The following is a 20593-nucleotide window of genomic DNA, read 5'->3' as shown; positions in this document are numbered from 1 at the left end:
CTAACATGTACTGCCAAAAACTCATTTTTTATCTACATATGTCTCGATTAAAATAGATTACTTACAAATAGCATAAATATACGTAATAATGTATACTATTTCGTTTTCTCATTAACATTTATTTTGAATATTTTCTCAACAATTATGACACCACACATCACTTATCTAAATATCCAACTTATATCTTATAAGCCTTCATCGCCTTGCGCAGCTCCTTGATTGTCGGACGCTTGCCGTACATCAGCACGCCGGTCCGGTAAATCTTCGCCGCGACCCAGCCGAAGACAAGGATCGCCACGACCAGCAGCGCGAGCGAAATCCAGATTTCCCAGGCGGCGGCGCGGTCAAGCCCGATGCGCAGCAGCATGACGGTCGGTGACGTGAACGGGATGTAGCTCGCCACTTTCACCAGCATGTTATCTGATGCGCTGATATTGAAGATGCCGATATAAAACGCGACCAGCGACAGCATCGTGATCGGCATGACCGCCTGGCCCAGGTCTTCCGTACGGCTAACAATCGAGCCCACTGCGGCAAACAGCACACCATATAAGAAGTAGCCCAAAATGTAGAAAATCAGTCCGTAAATCAGCACTTCATAATTCAGCTCGTTAAGTCTCATATTAAATCCGCTCAGTACAGCCTCGTTATGCGGCAGCATGAGATTCCCACCTACCACTAGGGCAAACACGAAGATCTGCAGCAGACCGACAAAAAAGATACCGATGATTTTGCCGAACATCTGTGTCAGAGGTGCTACGCTCGTAATGAGAATTTCCATTACACGGGAGCTCTTCTCGGCCGTGACTTCGGCAGCGATCATATTGCCGGTCATCATCGCCGACGTGAAAAACAGAATCATCAGCACATAGATCACGGCATAGTTGATGCCCCCGACTTCCGCTTCCGCCGCCGCGCCATCCGTACCGCCTGCTTCGGCGCTGCTGATTTCCTTGCTGTCGATAGCCACCGGCTCGGTGATCTGCGCAAGCTGCTCCGCTGACAGCGTATCTCCTGCCACAGCTTTGGCCTTGGCTTTCTGCAGTCCCGACTGCAGGAGGGAAATCACATCCTGTGACGGTTCATCGTCCACGGAAGTATAACGGACCAGAGGGAACATTCCTCCGCCTTCAGGCTTTACCAATTCCACATACCCTTTTACCTTCTCATCCGCAATAGCGGTTTTTAATCCATGGTCATCGGTGCCTGGATATAGGGTCCATTTAACAGGAGTGACAGACTGGGTCGAACTGTACTGCTCCAGCTCCTCAGCAGCTGTCGTGTACTCATTTGCAATCAGTCCGATTTGCACCGGTTCCTTTCCGTCCGTTGTTCCCGACTCATCCCCTTTGAAGATAGAAATCAGATAAGGAATATTCATGGCAATCGTAAGCAGCAGCGCCAATATAATAGTGGTCCATATAAAAGATTTGGTCCGGGCCTTTTGCCGGAATGTAAAGCCGATCACTGTTCCCATTTTATTCATGAGCTTCTCCAACCTCCTTGATGAAAATTTCATTCAATGTAGGCTCCATAATCTCGAAGCGGAGAACATCCCCCTGGGCCATGGCCGTTTGTAAAATACGCTGTGCTGCCGTTTCTTTATCGATATACAGCATCCAGCCGCTCTCAAGCTTCTCCACCCTGCGCACGCCGGGAATCGAGTCAAGCCCCCTGATCTCCCCGGAGGTGACAAGACGGACTTTCTCGCGTGGATAACGGTTCTTGATTTCCTTGATATCGCCTTGCACCACCGTATTGGATCGATGCAGGATGGTAATGTTGCGGCACAGTTCCTCCACATGCTCCATCCGGTGGGTGGAGAACAGAATGGCCGTGCCCTGATCGCGCAGCTCTTTGACCGTATCCTTCAGCAGCTCGACATTGACAGGGTCCAGGCCGCTGAATGCCTCATCCAGCACAAGGATCGGCGGACGGTGAACGGCCGCGGCGATAAAGCCCATTTTTTGCTGGTTGCCTTTGGATAGCTCCTCGATCCTCTTGTCGTAATATTCCGGCACACCGAAGCGGTCCAGCCAGTAACGCAGGCTTTGGTCCGCTTCCTTGGCAGACATGCCGCGCAGCCTGGCAAGGTACATGATCTGCTCGCTCACCTTCACCTTCGGATACAGCCCCCGCTCTTCCGGCAGATACCCCATTCTGTGCTGAAGCTCTGCGTTGTACGGCTTGCCGTCATACAGAATACGCCCGCCGTCCGGGTAGATCAGGCCCAGCACCATGCGCATCGTGGTCGTCTTGCCCGCGCCGTTGCCCCCCAATAGACCATAGATTTCACCGCTGTTTACCTCAAGGGACACCCCATTCACTGCTGTCTTGTCCCCATACTGCTTCACAACCTGTTCCAGATGCAGCATACTCATGCCTCATTCCCCTTTCTCTCAGATGTCATCTCCTGCGGCAGCCGTCCAGCTGCCCAGTGCATCATGATTTCATCCAGCTCCAGCGCCCGGGTGCGCAGAATGCGGATGCCTGCCTCCTCCAGCGCTTCCACCGCCGCGGCCGCTTCCATCGTCACAACCCGCTGCAGCAGCCCTTCCCGGCTTCGCTCCAGAACACACGGCAGGTCTGACGCATCCTCCTCTGTGCCCTCAAACCATAGCTCCTTGCCGCTTTCCAGCAGCCGGTCCTTCTCGGCACAACCCAGATGTCTGCCCTCATGCAGGAGCACGATATAATCAGCCAGCCTCTTGATCTCGTCTATGATATGAGTAGCCATAATAATCGTGGTCTTCTCGTTCCTCATGCAGTCCCGCAGTTCCTCAAGCATCATTTTCCAGGCGAACGGGTCCAGCCCGGATGATGGCTCATCCAGCAGCAGGAGACGGGGATGGGGGGCCAGCGCTGCGGCCAGCTCGAACCTCCTCCGCTCGCCCTTCGACAGCTTGGAGAGCTTAGTATGCTCCGGCACCTCAAATTTCTCCATCAATTCCCGAAACCGGATCTCATCCCAGCCGGAATACCAATGTGCCCGGAAAGCAGCCGCCTGCTCTGCGGTCATCCTGTTTTCTTCACTGTAGAAATGCTCGGGCATGTACCCGATCCACTGCCGGATTTCGGAGGGCAGCTCCCCGTCATATTCGCGGCCAAACCAGCGAATATGCCCCGCATCCGGAAGCGAAAGCCTGGTCAGCATGTTCAGCAGCGTGCTTTTCCCCGAGCCGTTATGGCCGACCAGCGCAACCACATAACCGGCCGGCACCGTCAGTGTAATCGGACCGATTTGGCGCCTTCCTCTTGTCTTGGTCACATCCTGCATCTCGATCACGTTATTCTCCGCGTTCCCCATGCCTTATCCCTTCTCCTTCGCCGTCCCGTATTTTTGGGCAACCGCCTTTTCAAACAGAGCCCTCAGCTCCTCCTCGCTGCACTGCACCGCCGCACCCGTGTTGACCGCCTGTTCTATCGCCTCTTTAACCGCCTTTAGGCGGAAGTTCTCCTTCAGATCCGAACCAATGCTCGCCACAAAGGTGCCTGTTCCCTGCCGGGTACGAAGCAGTTCCTCATTCTCCAGGTCATGATACACCCGGCGGACGGTGATGACGCTGCAGTTCAGCGATCCCGCAAACTCCCTGATGGAAGGCAGCAGCGTACCTTCAGGAATCTGGCCTGAGATGATCAGTGACCTCAGCTGCTTCTTGATCTGTGCGTACAGCGGTTCGGCGCTGTTTTCATCTATTTGCACCGGTATGTTCATCCTTTTCCTTTCACCCCCGCCCTTCTGGACCAACGCCCACCCGGCCTTGCCTTTTAAGCCAGATCACGCACAATAAGCTTGCGCAGCATCAGCCGCGAAGACAGCAGCATCATTGCCGCTCCCGCCGCCAGTGACAGCCACATGGCCGGGGAAGCCGCACCCCATGCAAGACTCATATCTCTTGTCCATAAAATCATATTTCCTCCGCATATTCTGATGATCGCTGCAATGATGATGGATGAGCCCATAATTGCGAGCGACAGCCAAAAATACGTTTTCCCTTTAACCAGAAACTCCACATACATGTACAAGCTGCTCATAATCATTCCGTAACCAATCCAGGTGAGTGCAAAAGCTACATAAAAACCAGGGGATCGAATCATGCGAAAAGGCTCTACAAACAGAAACATCAGCACAAAGTAAATGGCGCCGTTCATCAAAAACGCAATGATGGCCTGCTGAATCCGGCTCGCGACCACGGTTTTGGCACCTACCGGCAAAAGCCTGAGGTATGCCAGCATCTGCGTGTATGAATCCTCCTGCAGATACTTGAAAGACCGGCGGTTAAACACAAATCCGAGAAATGGAATCAGGGCAAGAAGCATACAATCAGCAACCGGATTTTTAAAGCTCTCCCTATCCAGCTGCGCATCTACTAAAAAAGAAGTCGTTATTGCAAGATAAGCCAAAAATATTAACGTCCACACCGCCATTAACCGGTCTGCACAAAGCTCGCGCGAGGTGATTTTCCATGCCTGTTTAAAAGCTGTCATCCCGTCAACCCCTTCATCCGTATCTATTCTATTAGTGTGATCACTGTGTATATCTTTATGCACAGTATACAAACTTCAATTTTCTCCGTCAACCTCCCCCTCCAATTTCCACTCCATATCCAATCCGCAGAAAGCACAAAAAAGCCGTCCCTTATCACGCTAACGTGAAAAGGACGGCGTTGCCGATACGCTGAAATATTTATCAGTGAATTAAGGCTTAAGAGACAGAAGAATTCAACTTGCCGAGTTCATTCTCCACCACTAGGGTAAGTTCCTCCTCATACCCTCCGGTAATACGGTACTTGCGCACGTATTCTTTCACAAATTTTTTGGGATCCTTTGGCCGAAAAATTCGAGTCATCTCCCGCAGGCTTTCTTTTACTTCATTATGACCTTTCGTTGCCATGTTAACTCCCTCCCAAAACGTTGGAAATAAATGCTTCGTTGAAGAGAATGCTGCAAAGTCATTACGTCATATACATTGAAGTAGCAAGTAGAACACAGCTTAGGTCGGGAACGATCCAAATGGCCGTATACCTGACACTGGACTTACCCGAATCGCTTCTGCCTGAATCACAACCACATTATATCATATTCAGGAGTCAGATTCACTTTCCGGGTAAAGTCACATTTTTTCTGTCTATTTTTTCTTAGTACTGTACTACAGGTGAATATAATATACATCGGACTTACGGCGGTAAATTGTTTGGGTAAATTGTTTCGGTAAACTTATTGCAGTATACCTTACAAACATCAGCAGAATATTAAAGAAAGCGGCTGTTTCACAAACGTTACAGAAATAATACTTTTATCCTGGTTCAACAGGCTATACTACATCCATCCGCAAAACTGGCGGAAAAAGGGGAACCGCGCTGTGGACAAGCAAATTCCCACGCCCAATGTACCAACCGCCGTATTGTCGCGTGTGCCCTCGGCACTGCATGACAAACCATGCGCAGAAGAGCAGCAGCTTGTTCGCGCAGACGAAACCATCCTGGCCAAGTATCCCGGAATGCGGAGCTTCCACTTCGGACATGTTGGCTTGTACCTGACTTCCCGTGATATGCTTAACTTCGGAATCTGCTGCCGGGACCTGAACCGTAAGAATATAATGAAAAGACAGATGGCTGATAATGGGGGCATCAACATGGGGAAAGCAAAGCCTAAAATTCTGATTTTATACGCCAGCTATGGCAACGGGCATTATCAGGCCTCACGCGCAATTGAAGCTGCACTCCGCAAGCGGGGCAGCTGCGAGGTTGTTCTGCTGGACCTGATGGCCGAGGCCCATCCGATGCTGAATGAGTTGACCAAATTCGTATATATGCAGAGCTTTAAGACGATTCCGCAAATTTACGGCTGGGTGTATAACCTGACGAAGGATATGCAGGCCAGGTCCGCGTTCGGCAGCGTGCTGCATTCCTTCGGCATGCGCAAGCTGCAGGAGACGCTGGCGCATGTGCAGCCGGATCTGGTCATTCATACCTTCCCGCAGCTGGCCCTGCCCGCACTTCGGCGCCGGACCGGCATGAATCTGCCGATCGTCAATGTGCTTACAGACTTTGATCTGCACGGACGCTGGCTGCATCCCGATATCGACCGCTACTATGTCCCGACCGAAGATATGAAACGCGAAGCAGAAGCGCGGGGCGTGCATCCGGACCGGGTCGTTGCCAGCGGCATACCCATTCATCCTGCATTTTGCGGGGCTGCGGATGGGCTGCTGCCGCCGGACAATGACGAATGGGCGGCACCGGACAAGCGGACCGTGCTTCTGATGGCCGGAGCCTTCGGTGTATTGTCGGGCATTCGCGACATCTGCCGCGGTCTCATCCGCCTGCCGGATGTGCGCGTGCTGATCGTGTGCGGCCGCAACGAAGCGCTGAAGTCCGAGCTGGACCAGGAATTTGCCGGCCAGCCGGACATCCAGACCTTCGGGTATGTGGATCATATTCCGTCTCTGATGAAGGCAAGCGATATGGTCATCACCAAACCCGGCGGTATCACTCTGGCCGAAAGCATTGCCTCCGGACTGCCCATCCTGATCTACCGCCCCGTTCCGGGCCAGGAGCTGAATAACGCCCTCTATCTGCAAGGAAAAGGTGCAGCCCTGCTGTCCCGCCATGCGGAGGAGCTGATCAGACAGGCCAGTGAACTGCTAACAGATCCAGTGCAGGCAGAACGGATGAAGCAGGCGGTCAGCCGTCTCCGCAAGCCCTTTGCTGCCGAAACCATCGCCGATGATATCATGAGCAAATGGTTTGCTCCCGCCACCGCCTCCGTCTGAGTTTTGCATAATTTATTTTTCCGGCGGGTATTTTAACCAGGAGAACGCGTGACGGAAGGAGACCTTATGAGTTCTGATGATAAAGATATGCTCCCGCTTTCGGGAGAAAATGTGGAAATTGACGGCGTGTATGAGGATGAAGACGGCCACGAACAGCATCTGAAGCGGGGACAGCATTTTCCTGCGGATCTGGTGCTCGGAAAAAGCGAATGGAAGCTGACCGAGTATTCCTTCGACAACCACCATGAAGGGAAAACGGATGAGCGGCTCGTTCCCAAAGAAGACGACACGGATAAGCTGGGGAAAATTACGCACCCGCGGAAAGAAAAAAAGAGCGGGCATCCTGGACACCCTTGATTTCTCCCCATATCATCGCGTCCGAATTTTATTCTTATCCCTGAAATTCGGAAGGCTCATTTATTGCTTAGACTAAATTCGATGTGGTAACATAAGAATAGAAAAAGGACCGGTTGCAGCCGGTCCCCGTACAACACCGCTAAAAGAGCGGTCGGCTTTAGGGTTTTTTGATCAAGAAATAGACCGTTTTCCCTTGCCAGGGCGGTCTATTTCTTATTGCTTTGGTTCAGAGCAATCACGATTGTTACGATCACACCGATCAGCGTTATAATGAACGCTCCAAATGCAATCATCAATGACATTGCTTAGTAAACCTCCACAGGCATCCCTCCCTTCCGGGAGAATTAGCCGACCGCCCTTGTTAGCCGTTAAGTTATACTAGCTGATTATACCAAAAAAGCCCCGATGCCGGGGCTTTTTTTTCTTGAAAATGTAGTGCTAATTTACTACAACCTGCCGCTTAACGGACCAAACCTTTCACAAGCTGGTTGTTCACGACCGAGAATACAGCTTTACCTGTCGTATCATAAGTGCTGTTCTGATAATCCAGCTTATATAATTTGCCGGTTTTCAGAGTCTGCGGGTCCAATACATATACATCAGAGCCAAGAACCAGCCGAAGCTTGCCTTCTTCAGTCTGCTCCATGCTCACTGCATTAGAAGGATCATAGGTAAACGTGCGTTCCGCCATCTTGTTGAATGCATTGTAAAGTTCGATTTTACCATCAGCATAGACTGCATAGCTTCCAGCACCAACCTGTTCAATCAAGGCGCCTTCAGGAATAAGGCGTTCCCACTTTTTCTCCCCATCCTTATTGAATCCGAGCAGGATGTTTCCTTGTGAGTCGCTTACAGCCCGAATGAGCAGCGTATCGTCACCCAGCATAATCACCGGATTTCCGGCTCCGTAAATTTTGGTGGTGGTGGGGAAAGTATAAGAATCCAATAAGTTCAGGGAATCATCCAATATTTTAATATCCGGATGAGGGTCATCCTGCCACTGTTCATCAACCTTAATCTTACGGTCCGCATTCATCACGACCCTGCCGTCCCCGGCGAAAATCACTGTACCGCCAAGCATACTCTGGGTAATAAACTTGCCTGTATCAGAATATTGGGTAAATTTGGTGGATACCGATCCGTCCCAGGAAGGCTCGCTTTCCTTATAAACAAGCAGCTTGCTGCTGTTCAGAAAACTTACTTTACTGCCGCTTTCGACGTCCTGACCCCACAGATCTTTCCCTTTCGACGATACGGCGTGGATGCGGGCCGTTCCATCCGTGTATTGAGCGTAAATATAGATTTCCCCGGACTCTGTATACATCAGTTGGGTACTTGCAGCGTAGGGCTTGCCTTCCTTGTGCAGCTCATACTGCCATTTCAGTTCACCCGTCTGATCATTATAAGCCTGCAAAATGTCCAAATAACCAGTCTTGTCCTGCCCCGCATTCACAGCCTGGCGGGTATGGACATAGACGAGCCCCTGATCAGGCACGGCGTGTACGCTCCGTTCCACTCCCTGCTCGGTGCCATTCTGTTCGGTGTTATTCTGTTCGCCGGCTGCCGGAAGAGTAGGAGCAGCCCAAAAGGCCGGCTGTGTCAGCTTCACAGCCGTTTCTTCCGCTTGCGCCGCGGAGCTTACTCCAGGCTGAGCACCCGTCAGCAACGCCGCTGTCAATGCGGCACTGGTCCATAGTTTCCAATTTTTTATAATCATCGTACTCTTACCCCCTGCTTTCATTAAACCTGCCCAACACACAGAACCGCCAGAATTCATATCCAGGCGGTACGTGCGCAACATAGTTATGATTCTATATCTATTTTAACAGCTGGGATATTATTCTGCAAAAGTCACCTCCCCATTTTCCAGATATTCGACAATAATGGGCAATCGGCCACCAGGCTGGATAAATTTACGCGCAACCATGAGCTGCTGAACGAGAATGCTTTTCCACTTTCCCAAATTCAATTTCACGAATATCGCGGAGGCTCAGCGGAAAATAAAGACTGAGACCTGACGCATATTTTGCAAACGCCGTGATTTTTGTACAATAAGTGCAGTACGCTGATGAGAATCAGCTGCAGGAGAGGAGACAACTGTATATTATGAGTGGCAAAGGTTTTATACAGGAATTCAAAGAGTTTGCAATGCGCGGCAATGTGATTGATTTGGCGGTCGGCGTTATCATCGGGGCCGCGTTCAATAAAATTGTAACCTCTGTCGTTAATGACATCATTATGCCGCCAGTCGGAAAAATCCTCGGAGGCGCGGATTTCTCCGATCTTTACTTTTCGCTGGACCCGGACAAGACCGCCGATGCGGCGGGCAACCGGCTCCCCCTTGCTCAAGCCCAGGAGGCGGGCGCGGCCGTCATAGCCTACGGACAGTTCATTAATGTGCTGCTTGACTTCTTGATTGTGACGTTCTGCGTATTTTTGCTGGTGAAAGGGATCAACATGCTGAGACGCAAGCAGGAAAAGGCAGAGAAAGCGGAAGAAGCGAGAACGACAAAGGAATGCCCTTTCTGCCTGTCAGAGGTGCCTTTGAAGGCTGTCCGCTGCTCACACTGCACCTCCATGCTGGAGGAAGCGGGCCAGAAAGCTTGATGGACTGTTACAAAACGGACTCTTACCCAAAAAAGGAAACATCCGCCGGAGATTGCACCGGCGGATGTTTTATTTAGTGAATAATTAAGGTTATTAATGCCGTGGCAGCAGATTTTCCAGCAGCATGCGTAAATGGCGGTCCTCTCGGTATACCTCTTCCCCCGTATCCAGCTCCGTAATCCGGATATACCGATAGTCGGCTCCGGCATCCACCGGCCTGAACACAAGCTCATCCGCGGAGTCCTGGCGAACCTCAAAGCCCATATTGCCGAGCATGGCAATAATCTGCTCTATGCTTGGTCTGCCTCCCTGCTCCACCAGAATCAAACCGCGCAGCTCCTTGGTCTCCTGCTCATGCACGACACGAAAATGAACGATACACTCCATTTCTGCCCAGCCCCTTTATCCACGTTATTACCCTATTGTACCAGCCTTCCCTAATCCGTCTCATCTCATAGCAGCCGGAATTTCAGACACTGCGCGGCCCGCCGGAAACATATTTGCCGATGATGGCCTCGTACCGCCACCCGTAACGGGCAGACAGTTCAGCGCCTATGTCGTTTTCCATCTCGTAGAGAACGACATCCTGGGCAAATTGATTCAGCAGCAGCTCTGTCATGACCGGATGCTCCGTGACAACAGCCTGCGCAGCCCCGCTGTCTTCCCTCATGCCAAGCATGCACCAGCGGCGGTCAACGACAAACGAAAATTTGCGTCCAGCCGGTACCGGATCAGCTTCGAAAGCGCCGCGCGGCAGCCACTGACCGAGCGCCGCTTCGCCGTTGTCGCAGGCCCAGAGCACCCTGACTCCCCGCTGCTCCGCCTGCTCCAGCTGATCGAGCACCAGCGCCACTTCTTCGCGCCTTACATCCACGACAATTTCATGCTTCGCCCGGCTGAGCTCGCGCGCAAGAGTCTCCATCACATCCCTGTCTCCTTCCACGTTGTGGAAGGGAGCCTGCTCCTGTCCCTGCCGCGGCATCTTTCGTTCCACGGTCTCCAGCGATTCCTGCAGCCGGCTGGAAATGATACGCGTCAGCTCTTCCACCGGCAGCACACTGTAACGTACAGGCTCCCCTTCGCCTGTACGCAGGAAGCCCTGGCCCGCCAGTCTCTGCAGCGCCGCGTATACATTGGAGCGGGAGGCTCCTGTCCGTTTGGACACCTCGTAGCCTGAAGCCGCTCCGCCCTGCGCCAGCTCAACCATTACCTTGGCTTCCAGATCCGTAAAACCGAGATTTTTCAAATGATGCAGCAATTGTTCCATACTTTCCGTCCTTCCATGCTGTCGAAAACCGGCCAGCTAGCATAGGACTGCCGGCGCGGCTTGCTTCAAATCTGTTCCGCCCCGCATCGCGGACACCATTTGGAGCCTTTGGGCAGCTCGGCTGTACAGATTTGGCATTTCACCAGTCCCCTGGCCGAGTGGGTCTCCACTGGCTCCGCCTCCTCATTCTGATTATTGGATTTCCAGTAGCGGACACGCTCATCCAGTTCCTGCTGACGTTCACGCTCCAGCTCCTCGCTGCGGCGGCGCTCCCATTCCGCATCAAATTCCGCCTTTTCCTCAGGGATAAAGTCCGACGGTGTTAAAACATCCTCATCCAGTTCAGGCGTATCGAACGGCTTTTTCTCCAATGGATGCTCCGCCTCATGATCCGCATAACCGAAAAGAGCGCTGTCCTTGAACTGCGGAGCCTGCTCACGCGCGGCCGCCGCTTGATGCGACGCGGTCTCGTCCACAAGCTTGCGCCCGCATTTCGGACAGAAATTGGCATCCCGCGGCACAGAAGCGCCGCACTCGCACAGGCGTTCATTTTTAAGCTCAGCAATGCGGCTGCGAATGCTGTCGATTTCCTCCTGCAGCTCGTCACAGGCCTTCGAAAGCCGGGTCATTTCGGTTTCAGCAACCGACATATCCCGAAGGCGGTAGCCTTCGTAGAAGACCTGCCCCATTTTCAAAAAATGTACATCCATTTCCTGCTGTATCGTGGCGATCTGCGAATTCATTTTTTGGATTTCCACAGCATGCTGGGCTTTCTCAGTGGCTTTGTTGGCGCCGTCTTTAATCTTTTGCAACAGATTCATACAAATCCTCCTGTCAGCTCATGGGTAGTCGAAAGGCAGCTTCCGCAGCCTGATCTTAATTCCCATAAACAGCTAAATTTCCTTAATTAAGATTACAGATTTTATAAATTTCTCTAATCTACTATAATAGATAACTTTGCTGCTGGAAACTTCTTTGTGTCCAACATTGTCTCCCCCATGTCGGAAAAGAATGGAGAAACCTGTCGGGACAAGACGATCTCCGGTATAATAGAATTCTAAAAATATTGCTTCAAGGTAGTCAGATCTATCATACCAAAAACTACCCCTTCTTGGGAAAATGGAAGATATTAGGACGAGTGAGGTTTCACCGTATGGATTCAAACATCAGTTTTTACCCCCGCCCTCTCGGGGTTTCATATCAACTGCCCCTCCCGGTGGCGGGGCTTGCTTCGACGGATACAAGCGTTCAGCTTGTCGGGGAGAATGAGCCGGACGCCTTCTATTTCCGCGCCCTTGAACAGGCCGGCATTCTGCTGAACAAGCCGCAGCTTGAAGCGGTACGTTACGGCCCTGGCCCGCTGCTGACCCTGGCCGGGGCCGGCTGCGGAAAGACGACGGTGCTGGCCGCACGCGCCGGTTATCTGATGGCGGTGCGCAGCGTATCCCCTTCGTCCATTCTGCTGGTGACCTTCACCAGCAAGGCTGCTGCCGAGATGAAGGAACGAATCGCGCTTCTTCCCGGCATACGGCCGGCTGCGGCACGGGCTGTGCAGGCGCGCACCTTCCATTCCTTTGCCCTCGCCCTGCTCCGTCATCAGGGAGTGACGGAGGATATCTTCGGGGATACCCAGGCCCAGCACACGGTTATGAAAATGCTGCTGCGCCAGCTTCGCCTTAGCGAAGCTTATCAGCCGGAAACGCTGCTGTCCGCATTATCGGCGTGGAAAGCGGAAGGGCGCTCCGCACACGAGCTGCCGGAGACAAGCCAGGAGGAAAGAGACGCAAAACAGGCTCTGCTCGCTTACGAGGACTGGAAGAAGGAACGTCAGAAGATGGATTTTGACGACATTTTGCTGCGGGCAGCAAGGCTGCTGCACGATCCTGCAGTGCTTCTTCCGCTGCAGAAGCGTTTTGCCTATATTATGGTCGATGAGTTTCAGGACACCAATACGCTGCAATATGAGATGGTGCGCAGGCTGGCCGCCAAGCACCGCAATCTGATGGTGGTGGGCGACGACGACCAGACCATCTACACGTTTAACGGGGCCCGTCAGGAATCCATACTGCAGTTCGACAAGGTCTATAAGGACGCCAAAGTCATTACACTGAACATCAACTACCGCAGTGATTCGAGAATTCTGGGTCTCGGCTCCAGCATCGTGGCCAAAAACCGCAAGCGCCGCGCCAAGAGACTTGTCTCCGCCGGCAGGGAAGGACTGGAGCCGCAGTTTCTCACTCCGTCCAATCCGGAGGAGGAAGCCATCCATGTCGTGACCCATTTGCTCCGCCAGGTGGAGGAAGGAGCATTGCGCTACAGCGACATTGCCATTCTGCACCGCACAGCCAGCGGCAGCCGCTCCATCTTCGAGCAGCTGGTGATGCGGGATGTTCCGTTCATCCAATACGGGGCGGGCACTGTTTTCTATGATCAGTCCCTGATCCGGCCTCTGATGGATCATCTGCGGCTGGCGCTTAACCCCCGCCGCATGGAATGCATCCCGAGCGCGCTTGGACCGCTGTATGTTCCGCGCGAGGCCGGCATGGAGCATATCCAGAAGGAAGAGAAGAAGCAGGCCAAGAAATACCCGCTGATTCATCTCACCCGCTGGGAACGGCTGCGCGACTTCCAGCAGGAGCAGGTCAAGGAACGCATCCGGCTGATCAAAAGCCTGGCAGCAATGAAGCCGCTGCTGGCCGTTCAGGAGATGCGCAGGGTATTTTATGATAAATATTTGGAAAGCGGGGACCCCGGGACCTGGACACACTATAAAGAAACGCTGCAGGAAAGTCTGGAGGAATTGGAGACGGCCGCACGCCGCTTTGACACGGTGGAGGAATTTGTGGCCTTTGCGGATGAGCTGTCCGAGCGGCATCGGGAAATGGAATCGCTGCGCAACGCGGCCGATGGCGACGCTGTCAGCCTGATGACCATTCACCGGGCCAAAGGGCTGGAGTTCCCCTGCGTCTACCTGATTGGCGCCAGCGAGGGGATTCTTCCCCACAGCACCTCACTCGGCAAGGAGTCTCCGGAGGATCTGCTGACCTCTGTGACGTCCGGCGCTCAGGCTGATCCGGAACAGCTTCTGGAAGAAGAGCGGCGGCTGGCGTATGTGGCAGTTACAAGAGCGAAGCAAATGCTGTATATCACATCGCCTGCAGCCAATCACGGCAAGCCTGCCGCGGTGTCGCGCTTTTTGCTCGAAGCTTATGGCGTCAAACCGTCCGTTCCCTCAGGGCGTCCGAACCCGCATGCCCAGCACCCCGGTGCTCAAGCCAGACCCGGCACCCAAGCCAAACCCGGTGCCCAGACCCGGGACAGCAAAGCGCGAATGATCACCGTTCCCGTGTGGAACTGCTCCTCTTCCGCCTGCAGCGCGTGGATCAGAAAGGACATCAAGCACAGCGGTTATGCACGGAATGAAATAGCGGCTGCCGCCGAGTCTGCTCCTTTATGCCCGTTATGTTCTTCACCCATGCAGGAGGGCACACGCAGCGTGCCGGCTCGCTGACCGTTTTTGCTCACAGGTTTTGTTATGGTGTACAATTAAAGCGATTACTTCATGAATAAATAACGGCCTCACAGCAGTATGATCGTTGATGATACACTGATGAAATCAGGCTGCCGTGCGGCCTGCCGGGAGAAATGCCTTGTGAATGAATCAGAGAAGCTGTTAAACAACGTGCCTCTGCCGCTGCAGGAATTTCAACATCATTTTGAGTTGAATGAGGACCTGAGCAAGCAAATTGACGAGTGGAAGAAAATTCCCGTCCTTTACCAGCTCGCCCTGGAGGAATTGAAGAACAAGATCAAGCTGATCCAGACAGAATGGAAAATTCAGGACGGCTACAGCCCGATTGAGCATATCAAGACACGGATCAAGGAGCCGCAAAGCATGATCCAAAAGGTCCGGCGCAAAGGCTATGAGGTGACTATCCACAATATTTTGACTCAGATTCATGATATTGCGGGAATGCGCATCGTATGCGCTTTTGTGAAGGACATCTACAGACTGTATGATCATCTGTGCACACGCGAGGACATCCGAATTAAAGAGGTCAAGGATTACATTGCACAGCCCAAGCCCAACGGTTACCAAAGCCTGCATCTGATCGTGGAAGTGCCGCTTATTCTGTTTGAGGGCAAGCGCTGGATGAAGGTGGAGATTCAGATCAGGACGCTGGCAATGGACTTCTGGGCAAGCCTTGAGCACATTCTGTACTATAAATTCGATAAGCAGGTGCCGGAGCATGTCGTCGCCGAATTGGCCGAAGCCGCCAAAGCGGCAGATGACCTGGACCGGAAAATGCTGAATCTGCGCAGGCAGATCCTCTCTTTGACGGAGGAAGCCGCCGCAGCGGAGGATTCTGAGGGGAGTAATTTCAATGATGATAAATTTTCCGCCAAAACTCAGGTTTACAAGCCGATATTACACCCGCCGGAAATCTAACGGTTGCAGCCGCTGCTATTTTACGAAAAAAGACCTTTTCTGAATTCTAACGGTCGTGATCGACGTTATTTGCCTTAATCCAGGCGGAAATGCTCCGTTCAAGCGAAATAAGCGACATGGCAACCGCTATAATTTGAAATCAACATTCTTGGAGCCAGTAACGGCTGTGATCACCGTAAAAGAGCGAGTATTGATGGCAATCAGCCACCGATACTCGCTCTTCTAATCAGAATGATTACATTAAAAATGTGCCGATAACCAGCGAGACGCCGATAATAATCGAGCGAAGCAGCTGGGCCAGGGCCACATTGCCTTTTGCGATTTCCTCGCAAATTTTCGTACGCGGCGTCACCCAGTCGAAAACAACATAGACCAGGGACAGAATCACGATGCCTATCACCGACCAGACCAGCATATCCACCCAGGAATGGGTGCTGAAGGACACCATGCCAACAATGATGCACAGGCCCAGCATTTTGCTGCCCATGTAGATGCCCGCCGCTTCGTTGCCGCGCGCCATCTCCTCGCTGTCATCATAACGGGTGATTTTACTGAATACAAAGTAACCGGCAACCAGCACAATAAATAACAGGACGATGCCGATCCCCAAATTAGCCATGGATAATCCGAATTGACTCAATGATTCTCCTCCTCCTGAACTCAAAACTGAATCTCTATAGCCTGCTGCTTGAACAGCACTAAATATGACTAAAGTCGCAAGTTTGCGAAAACTCGTTATCAACGAGTTTCTTCATCCGGCTCAACCGCAGCCGCGCAGTAATAGGCCATGTCCCCGGTGACCTTCTCCCCGATCCTTGGCAGCACACCGGCAAATCTGCCTCCCACGACAAAGATGCCTGTCAGAAGATGCCCCTTGTAAAGCCCTTCTTCCGTAACAGCTGCGGCTTCCTGCATCGGCCAAAAGCGCTGATAAATCTTAGGCTGTTCGTTGTAATAAGCCGCCGTTGCAGCCGCTTCAGCCGCCTCCTCAGCGGTTAATTCCTTCTCCTCAACCGGAGAGCGCTCCTCCGCAGCCGCTTCGCCAGAGGCATTCATCAGCTGTGTTCCCTTGCCTTCCCGCCCCCACATTCCTTTGGCCGCATAGGCGGTTCCTGTCTGCTCAAAAGGTGTGGCAGCAAAATAGGTTGGCAGCAGGTACGTCCGGATGATTTCCAGCTCCCTGTCATCGAATAACCGGAAGCCGCAAAACTCCGGAGTCTGCTCATTCCGTTCGTACAGCGACCAGACCGTGGCCATAAAGCCTTTACTCTGGCTGATTATGTGCTGCGGCGGGTTAATCAGGCCAAGCTTGCCCTGCTCCACCAAACGAATGAGCTCATCCCCCACCTCAAGACCGCTATTCTCTTCCCGGTCATGAATTAAATACTCCAACGGATACAGACGGTACAAGATACGGATCGGTTCCCCCCGGTGAAACAACCCTTCCTCCGGGATGATCTCCAGCTCCTCAAGCGGCGCATAAGCAGTATCGATGCCCGCCTCCGCGCACAACCGCATCAGATAGCGGGTGTTCGTACGGTCCTCAGTGTGCCAGCCATAACATGTAAAGAAGACCTTTCCATCCAGCCCTTGCTGCCTGTAAAACCCGATCAGCGCCGACAATGTCTCATACAGCAGACTATTCATTCCTTGTGAAGGCGCCATCAGTCCAGGGACCCCGGCCAATCGCACCAGCTCGCCTTCCAGATAAGCCGCCTCCGGAATGCCTGTCGGCGTGTCCGTATTGTTCTCGATGCACTTCATGCCCTGCTCGCCGATGATCCAATCCTGGCGGGTAACGCCGCCGCAGGGGATAGGCATTCGCGCCGCGCGCAGCAGGCCGGGATGGATGCCCAGAGGACCGGTCAGATAGCTGTCAGGCATATACTCCTGCACAAATGCCAGCGTTTTGCGGTAGATGGCGTCAACCGCCTCCGCCGCATAGATCAGCTCATCCATTTCCTTCTGTCGGTATAAGGTTAACGAGGGCAGACAGTACTGCTTGCCGTACATCCGGTGATAAGGGATTTGTTCAGCAATCCTGCCTGTAAACAAATCGTCGTGCCGGACAGGCAGCTGCAAAACCCGTCGCATAACTTAACCCCCCGAGAAAAAGCCGCTGGAAGAGCCGCCGCTGCCGAAGCCGCTATGTGATGAGCCTGATTTATAGGAGGAGCCGCTTTTTTTGGAGCCGCCGTAGTATGATCCCCCGTAGTACGAACCGCCATTTGAATCATAGTCACAGGCGTTCGGATTATAATAATCGGGGTCATCGCAGTCATCATTATTACCGCAGCCTGTCAGTGTGGCCGGAACGGCCAGCATCAGGGCGAAGGCCGCCATTTTCACCCTGGAGCCCGGCTTGGCCGCCAGGCCTTCGCTCCGGTCGGCTACCAGGCTTTCAGCCCGGACGGAAGGCAGCCTGTTCACACCAGTGATGGCATCTAAGCGCATTCCCGTCTTGAACTCCTCACGCATCATAAATCGACCTCCTCCAGGAAGAAATGCACGATGTTGCGCCCGGTATCCAGCACGGAATATAAATATTGATAAGTCCTGCCGTCCAGCACGGTATAGTGGTCCAGCAGCCGCCGCGCCAGCTCCAGTGTGAATACCGAAGCTTCATCGCGCTCCATGGGATGAAAGCCGTGTCCGTTCCATAACCAGTACGCGGGCTTTAGTATCGACGGTATGGATCGCTCTCCGGACAAGACTGCTGTAATCGCCGAAGCATATGGCTCCGACACCTGTTCCTTAAATGGAGCTACATAGATGGAATGCGCCTGATTGTCTTCATTTTCATGAGAGGTATGCCCCCACAACCGCCCGTTCAGGTAAGTCGCATCCACAAGTTTTCTTAAAAAAAGCTCATCGCCTGAAACGGATTCATGCGCCAGACTGCGGACCTCCCTTTGCTTTTCCTCGGACCATTCCCGGTACATAAGCGAATAGTAAATAACTGTTCCCTTCCTTTCTTCGTTTGCAGTATCTGTTTGCTTCATCATAGACCGACACGGACGCGGCATCAGCATCCGTTGATTATGGCACTATTTACAACTATACGTGATTTGCTGCCCCGCAGGTTCATTTTGGAAAAAAAACTGCCCAAAAAACCGCCTTCAGCCGAAGACGGTTCTTGAAACGGGTGAACAGGCACTATTCATATCGGTACCGTTACAGCTTAATATTGACCTCATCAAAGTACTCTTCCAGAGTCAGTCCCTTGCTTGCTGCATCCTCCGCCAGGTCAACTCCGATGTAACGGATATGCCACGGTTCGTATACATAACCGGTGATGTCATCTTTTCCTTTCGGATAACGAATGACAAAGCCATATTCAGGAGCATGCTTTGCCAGCCATTTGCCTTCCTTGGTGCTGCCAAAGGACTGCTCCAGCGCGTTGCCCACGCTTGGACTGGATACGTCGATGGCAAGGCCGGTCTGGTGCTCACTCATTCCGGGAACGGCACTGACCTTGGACGCATACTCCAGCCCCTTGGTTTTTACGTTGTTATTGTAGATCGTTTTCTGCCGTGAATAGGAGCGGTAGCCGGACACTGCGCGCAGCTTAATGCCGTCCTTTTTCGCAGCTGCGAACAGCTTTTCCAGCGCTCCTGCGGCTTCCTTGCGCATATGCCGCTTCTCATGCGGGCCATCAAAGGAAAACGGCACACTCGGCACTACCAGATCGGAGGGCTCATAACCTTTGGGCAGGCTGCGCTGTTTATTGACAATCACCGTCTGGGCGGTGGCATTCGTTACAACGGCGACTCCGCCGGCCTTCTTGATGGTTGTCTGCAACGAGCTTGCAGCCCGGGCAGCCATAACCGGATCGGCAGCCTCCGCACCCTTACTGCTGTCATCAGCATCCTTACTGCTGTCAGCGGCATCGGCCTTTCCTCCACCATCATTGTTCCCGGCCTGTTGTTCTGTTTCTGCTTCTTTCTCCCCGGAAGATGTCTCCGGCTTGGCCGGCTTCACGGTCTGGCCGTCAGCACTCGGCGCATCAGACTCAGGAGTCTGAGCGCCAGCTGTCGGAACATCAGCTTCCGGGGTTGGTGCATCAGTTGTCGGATCGCCAGCTTGCGGCGCTTGTGCGTCAGCTGTTGGAGCATCGGATTGCGGCGTTTGGGCGCCAGCAGCAGGCGCATTGGCCTGCGGATTTCCCTGGGCGCCCACGCCGTTCGTCCCGCAGCCTGTCAGCAGCAGGCCCGGCAGCAGCAGTGCCGGGAACAGCAGCTTTGTACCAGATAACAACTTTGTTCCATATATGATTTCTTTATTTCGTTTCATGTCGCTTCTCCGTTTCTCTTCATGTAAATAAGGCAATCGATCTCCATTTTACATGAAAACGCAGGCGGCACGAAACACGCCTATAGGCTCTCCGCACACCTCTATGCTCCAATGCTCCGGTATGCGGCACTATGCGTCGTTATCCGCCGTTTTTGGGCAGAGACGTCTCCCGGGCACGGGCGGCAGCCTTCTTCCGGATCAGCTCCAGCGCCTGTGCCGCACGCGGCAGACCAGGCAGCAGCTTCGCTGCATCCGGCAGTCCGCCGTCCGCCGCAAGCTCCTGCGGCAGCTTAACCTCGAACGAATGGAAGCCCGGCCCTGGCCGATGCAGCGTGCCCTCCACGGCCGCCTCGGCAATCCATTCGTTGATGGCCGCGCCGCCGCGTGAGCTGCCGCTGCGCGCGCCAGCTCCAGCCGTGGCCGCAGTAGAGGAGGCAGCCTCCGCCTCCTGCGGCCATGCGGCAAAGACGCCGCGCAGCAGCTCTTCCCGCGGCAGACCCGCCAGCGCCAGCCGCTGCAGCGGCGAAGCGGCCAGCGCTTGCGCCGCGGCGGCCGCATGACGGCAGCCCGCGTCACCGCAGGAGCACGACTCCGCCTGCACAGGCGGCAGACCGCACGCGGCCAGCAAGGGACTGTCCTGGCCCTGGAGCAGCTTGTACAGCTCCAGCGGACAGTCCCCAAGCTGCGCCAGCAGCTGCTCCTTCTGCTCCGCTGTGAGCAGCGGGGCTGTGCCGGAGACGCGGCACCAGGCCGATTCGGCCTGGTCCGGACCACTCTCCGGACCAGCCGCGGGCGTAACCTCCGCTTCCCAGTGCCCTGCGGAAATGTGCAGCTTGACTTGCAT

At 53.5% G+C, this 20593-nt stretch carries 23 protein-coding genes; 5 read left to right on the top strand and 18 right to left on the bottom strand.

Annotated elements, in window-relative coordinates:
* Nucleotides 1-178: 178 nt before the first annotated feature.
* From ACE5KN_RS16810 to ACE5KN_RS16785, 6 genes are all read right to left on the bottom strand, one after another.
* A complete protein-coding gene (locus ACE5KN_RS16810; protein WP_375526155.1) occupies nucleotides 179-1486 on the bottom strand; it encodes an ABC transporter permease in 1308 nt (435 codons plus the stop codon).
* The gene (locus ACE5KN_RS16805) at nucleotides 1479-2381 is read right to left on the bottom strand and encodes an ABC transporter ATP-binding protein (RefSeq protein WP_375526154.1); all 903 of its coding nucleotides are present in this window, start codon (nucleotides 2379-2381) and stop codon (nucleotides 1479-1481) included. The genes ACE5KN_RS16810 and ACE5KN_RS16805 overlap by 8 nt, the downstream gene beginning before the upstream one ends.
* Nucleotides 2378-3307, bottom strand: a complete 930-nt coding sequence (locus ACE5KN_RS16800; RefSeq protein ID WP_375526153.1) for an ABC transporter ATP-binding protein — start codon at nucleotides 3305-3307, stop codon at nucleotides 2378-2380. The genes ACE5KN_RS16805 and ACE5KN_RS16800 overlap by 4 nt, the downstream gene beginning before the upstream one ends.
* A 3-nt stretch (nucleotides 3308-3310) precedes the next feature.
* Nucleotides 3311-3715, bottom strand: a complete 405-nt coding sequence (locus ACE5KN_RS16795; RefSeq protein ID WP_375526152.1) for a GntR family transcriptional regulator — start codon at nucleotides 3713-3715, stop codon at nucleotides 3311-3313.
* A 53-nt stretch (nucleotides 3716-3768) separates the two neighbouring features.
* Nucleotides 3769-4488, bottom strand: coding sequence for a hypothetical protein (locus ACE5KN_RS16790; RefSeq protein ID WP_375526151.1), 720 nt, complete (start codon nucleotides 4486-4488; stop codon nucleotides 3769-3771).
* A 217-nt stretch (nucleotides 4489-4705) separates the two neighbouring features.
* Nucleotides 4706-4894 (bottom strand): hypothetical protein, encoded by a 189-nt coding sequence (locus ACE5KN_RS16785; RefSeq protein WP_355319050.1) that lies wholly within the window; start codon nucleotides 4892-4894, stop codon nucleotides 4706-4708.
* 741 nt (nucleotides 4895-5635) lie between these two features.
* Between ACE5KN_RS16785 and ACE5KN_RS16780 the strand changes: the two genes are divergently transcribed.
* Both ACE5KN_RS16780 and ACE5KN_RS16775 read left to right on the top strand, forming a co-directional pair.
* The gene (locus tag ACE5KN_RS16780) at nucleotides 5636-6775 is read left to right on the top strand and encodes an MGDG synthase family glycosyltransferase (protein WP_375526238.1); all 1140 of its coding nucleotides are present in this window, start codon (nucleotides 5636-5638) and stop codon (nucleotides 6773-6775) included.
* 66 nt (nucleotides 6776-6841) lie between these two features.
* Nucleotides 6842-7132: a transposase gene (locus tag ACE5KN_RS16775; protein WP_375526150.1), complete on the top strand. Its 291-nt coding sequence runs from the start codon at nucleotides 6842-6844 to the stop codon at nucleotides 7130-7132.
* A 206-nt stretch (nucleotides 7133-7338) separates the two neighbouring features.
* Here the strand turns inward: ACE5KN_RS16775 and ACE5KN_RS16770 are convergent, their stop codons facing one another.
* The 3 genes from ACE5KN_RS16770 to ACE5KN_RS16760 form a co-directional block, all read right to left on the bottom strand.
* Nucleotides 7339-7434, bottom strand: coding sequence for a putative holin-like toxin (locus ACE5KN_RS16770; RefSeq protein ID WP_375526149.1), 96 nt, complete (start codon nucleotides 7432-7434; stop codon nucleotides 7339-7341).
* Nucleotides 7435-7592: 158 nt separating this feature from the next.
* Nucleotides 7593-8849 (bottom strand): hypothetical protein, encoded by a 1257-nt coding sequence (locus ACE5KN_RS16765; RefSeq protein ID WP_375526148.1) that lies wholly within the window; start codon nucleotides 8847-8849, stop codon nucleotides 7593-7595.
* Between the two features lie 120 nt (nucleotides 8850-8969).
* Nucleotides 8970-9095 (bottom strand): hypothetical protein, encoded by a 126-nt coding sequence (locus ACE5KN_RS16760; protein WP_375533118.1) that lies wholly within the window; start codon nucleotides 9093-9095, stop codon nucleotides 8970-8972.
* Nucleotides 9096-9238: 143 nt separating this feature from the next.
* On the opposite strand from ACE5KN_RS16760, the gene mscL reads away from it, so the two are divergent.
* Nucleotides 9239-9739, top strand: a complete 501-nt coding sequence (mscL, locus tag ACE5KN_RS16755) for a large conductance mechanosensitive channel protein MscL (protein ID WP_375526147.1) — start codon at nucleotides 9239-9241, stop codon at nucleotides 9737-9739.
* 93 nt (nucleotides 9740-9832) lie between these two features.
* On the opposite strand, the gene ACE5KN_RS16750 is transcribed toward mscL, so the two are convergent.
* The 3 genes from ACE5KN_RS16750 to ACE5KN_RS16740 all read right to left on the bottom strand — a co-directional run bounded on the left by ACE5KN_RS16750 (nucleotide 9833) and on the right by ACE5KN_RS16740 (nucleotide 11827).
* Nucleotides 9833-10126, bottom strand: coding sequence for a hypothetical protein (locus ACE5KN_RS16750; protein ID WP_375526146.1), 294 nt, complete (start codon nucleotides 10124-10126; stop codon nucleotides 9833-9835).
* An 82-nt stretch (nucleotides 10127-10208) separates the two neighbouring features.
* Complete coding sequence (locus tag ACE5KN_RS16745; RefSeq protein ID WP_375526145.1) at nucleotides 10209-11006, bottom strand: TrmB family transcriptional regulator; 798 nt, start codon at nucleotides 11004-11006, stop codon at nucleotides 10209-10211.
* Between the two features lie 65 nt (nucleotides 11007-11071).
* Nucleotides 11072-11827 (bottom strand): zinc-ribbon domain-containing protein, encoded by a 756-nt coding sequence (locus ACE5KN_RS16740; protein WP_375526144.1) that lies wholly within the window; start codon nucleotides 11825-11827, stop codon nucleotides 11072-11074.
* Nucleotides 11828-12159: 332 nt separating this feature from the next.
* Between ACE5KN_RS16740 and ACE5KN_RS16735 the strand changes: the two genes are divergently transcribed.
* Together ACE5KN_RS16735 and ACE5KN_RS16730 are read left to right on the top strand one after the other, a co-directional pair.
* Complete coding sequence (locus ACE5KN_RS16735; protein ID WP_375526143.1) at nucleotides 12160-14517, top strand: UvrD-helicase domain-containing protein; 2358 nt, start codon at nucleotides 12160-12162, stop codon at nucleotides 14515-14517.
* Nucleotides 14518-14658: 141 nt separating this feature from the next.
* A complete protein-coding gene (locus ACE5KN_RS16730) occupies nucleotides 14659-15456 on the top strand; it encodes a GTP pyrophosphokinase (protein WP_375526237.1) in 798 nt (265 codons plus the stop codon).
* 235 nt (nucleotides 15457-15691) lie between these two features.
* Here ACE5KN_RS16730 and ACE5KN_RS16725 read toward each other — a convergent pair whose 3' ends face one another.
* The 6 genes from ACE5KN_RS16725 to ACE5KN_RS16700 all read right to left on the bottom strand — a co-directional run bounded on the left by ACE5KN_RS16725 (nucleotide 15692) and on the right by ACE5KN_RS16700 (nucleotide 20593).
* On the bottom strand, nucleotides 15692-16075 hold the full coding sequence (locus ACE5KN_RS16725; protein WP_375526236.1) for a DUF350 domain-containing protein: 384 nt from the start codon (nucleotides 16073-16075) through the stop codon (nucleotides 15692-15694).
* 119 nt (nucleotides 16076-16194) lie between these two features.
* Entirely contained in the window at nucleotides 16195-17550 is a 1356-nt protein-coding gene (locus tag ACE5KN_RS16720; RefSeq protein WP_375526142.1) for a glutathionylspermidine synthase family protein, read from the bottom strand.
* Nucleotides 17551-17553: 3 nt separating this feature from the next.
* Entirely contained in the window at nucleotides 17554-17937 is a 384-nt protein-coding gene (locus ACE5KN_RS16715) for a hypothetical protein (protein ID WP_375526141.1), read from the bottom strand.
* Nucleotides 17934-18461, bottom strand: coding sequence for a hypothetical protein (locus ACE5KN_RS16710; RefSeq protein WP_375526140.1), 528 nt, complete (start codon nucleotides 18459-18461; stop codon nucleotides 17934-17936). Before ACE5KN_RS16710 ends, ACE5KN_RS16715 begins: the two co-directional genes overlap by 4 nt.
* A gap of 169 nt (nucleotides 18462-18630) precedes the next feature.
* Nucleotides 18631-19749 carry a M15 family metallopeptidase gene (locus tag ACE5KN_RS16705; protein WP_375526139.1) on the bottom strand — a complete coding sequence of 373 codons (1119 nt, stop codon included), beginning with the start codon at nucleotides 19747-19749 and terminating at the stop codon, nucleotides 18631-18633.
* Between the two features lie 139 nt (nucleotides 19750-19888).
* Nucleotides 19889-20593: a phosphoribosylglycinamide synthetase gene (locus tag ACE5KN_RS16700; protein WP_375526138.1), complete on the bottom strand. Its 705-nt coding sequence runs from the start codon at nucleotides 20591-20593 to the stop codon at nucleotides 19889-19891.

Origin of the sequence: Paenibacillus terreus, from assembly GCF_042138595.1 — a bacterium.
Classification (GTDB): domain Bacteria; phylum Bacillota; class Bacilli; order Paenibacillales; family Paenibacillaceae; genus Paenibacillus; species Paenibacillus terreus.
This window is presented reverse-complemented; position numbering and strand designations above follow the sequence as displayed.

What these genes read in the sequence shown, in the direction of transcription:
- ACE5KN_RS16715 (WP_375526141.1), bottom strand. Translation starts at nt 17,937, where the DNA reads ATGATGCGTGAGGAGTTCAAGACGGGAATGCGCTTAGATGCCATCACT.
- ACE5KN_RS16725 (WP_375526236.1), bottom strand. Translation starts at nt 16,075, where the DNA reads ATGGCTAATTTGGGGATCGGCATCGTCCTGTTATTTATTGTGCTGGTT.
- ACE5KN_RS16810 (WP_375526155.1), bottom strand. Translation starts at nt 1,486, where the DNA reads ATGAATAAAATGGGAACAGTGATCGGCTTTACATTCCGGCAAAAGGCC.
- ACE5KN_RS16770 (WP_375526149.1), bottom strand. Translation starts at nt 7,434, where the DNA reads ATGTCATTGATGATTGCATTTGGAGCGTTCATTATAACGCTGATCGGT.
- ACE5KN_RS16805 (WP_375526154.1), bottom strand. Translation starts at nt 2,381, where the DNA reads ATGAGTATGCTGCATCTGGAACAGGTTGTGAAGCAGTATGGGGACAAG.
- ACE5KN_RS16720 (WP_375526142.1), bottom strand. Translation starts at nt 17,550, where the DNA reads ATGCGACGGGTTTTGCAGCTGCCTGTCCGGCACGACGATTTGTTTACA.
- ACE5KN_RS16740 (WP_375526144.1), bottom strand. Translation starts at nt 11,827, where the DNA reads ATGAATCTGTTGCAAAAGATTAAAGACGGCGCCAACAAAGCCACTGAG.
- ACE5KN_RS16795 (WP_375526152.1), bottom strand. Translation starts at nt 3,715, where the DNA reads ATGAACATACCGGTGCAAATAGATGAAAACAGCGCCGAACCGCTGTAC.
- ACE5KN_RS16790 (WP_375526151.1), bottom strand. Translation starts at nt 4,488, where the DNA reads ATGACAGCTTTTAAACAGGCATGGAAAATCACCTCGCGCGAGCTTTGT.
- ACE5KN_RS16750 (WP_375526146.1), bottom strand. Translation starts at nt 10,126, where the DNA reads ATGGAGTGTATCGTTCATTTTCGTGTCGTGCATGAGCAGGAGACCAAG.
- ACE5KN_RS16735 (WP_375526143.1), top strand. Translation starts at nt 12,160, where the DNA reads ATGGATTCAAACATCAGTTTTTACCCCCGCCCTCTCGGGGTTTCATAT.
- ACE5KN_RS16785 (WP_355319050.1), bottom strand. Translation starts at nt 4,894, where the DNA reads ATGGCAACGAAAGGTCATAATGAAGTAAAAGAAAGCCTGCGGGAGATG.
- ACE5KN_RS16710 (WP_375526140.1), bottom strand. Translation starts at nt 18,461, where the DNA reads ATGATGAAGCAAACAGATACTGCAAACGAAGAAAGGAAGGGAACAGTT.
- ACE5KN_RS16775 (WP_375526150.1), top strand. Translation starts at nt 6,842, where the DNA reads ATGAGTTCTGATGATAAAGATATGCTCCCGCTTTCGGGAGAAAATGTG.
- ACE5KN_RS16780 (WP_375526238.1), top strand. Translation starts at nt 5,636, where the DNA reads ATGGGGAAAGCAAAGCCTAAAATTCTGATTTTATACGCCAGCTATGGC.
- ACE5KN_RS16800 (WP_375526153.1), bottom strand. Translation starts at nt 3,307, where the DNA reads ATGGGGAACGCGGAGAATAACGTGATCGAGATGCAGGATGTGACCAAG.
- ACE5KN_RS16745 (WP_375526145.1), bottom strand. Translation starts at nt 11,006, where the DNA reads ATGGAACAATTGCTGCATCATTTGAAAAATCTCGGTTTTACGGATCTG.
- ACE5KN_RS16700 (WP_375526138.1), bottom strand. Translation starts at nt 20,593, where the DNA reads ATGCAAGTCAAGCTGCACATTTCCGCAGGGCACTGGGAAGCGGAGGTT.
- ACE5KN_RS16765 (WP_375526148.1), bottom strand. Translation starts at nt 8,849, where the DNA reads ATGATTATAAAAAATTGGAAACTATGGACCAGTGCCGCATTGACAGCG.
- mscL (WP_375526147.1), top strand. Translation starts at nt 9,239, where the DNA reads ATGAGTGGCAAAGGTTTTATACAGGAATTCAAAGAGTTTGCAATGCGC.
- ACE5KN_RS16705 (WP_375526139.1), bottom strand. Translation starts at nt 19,749, where the DNA reads ATGAAACGAAATAAAGAAATCATATATGGAACAAAGTTGTTATCTGGT.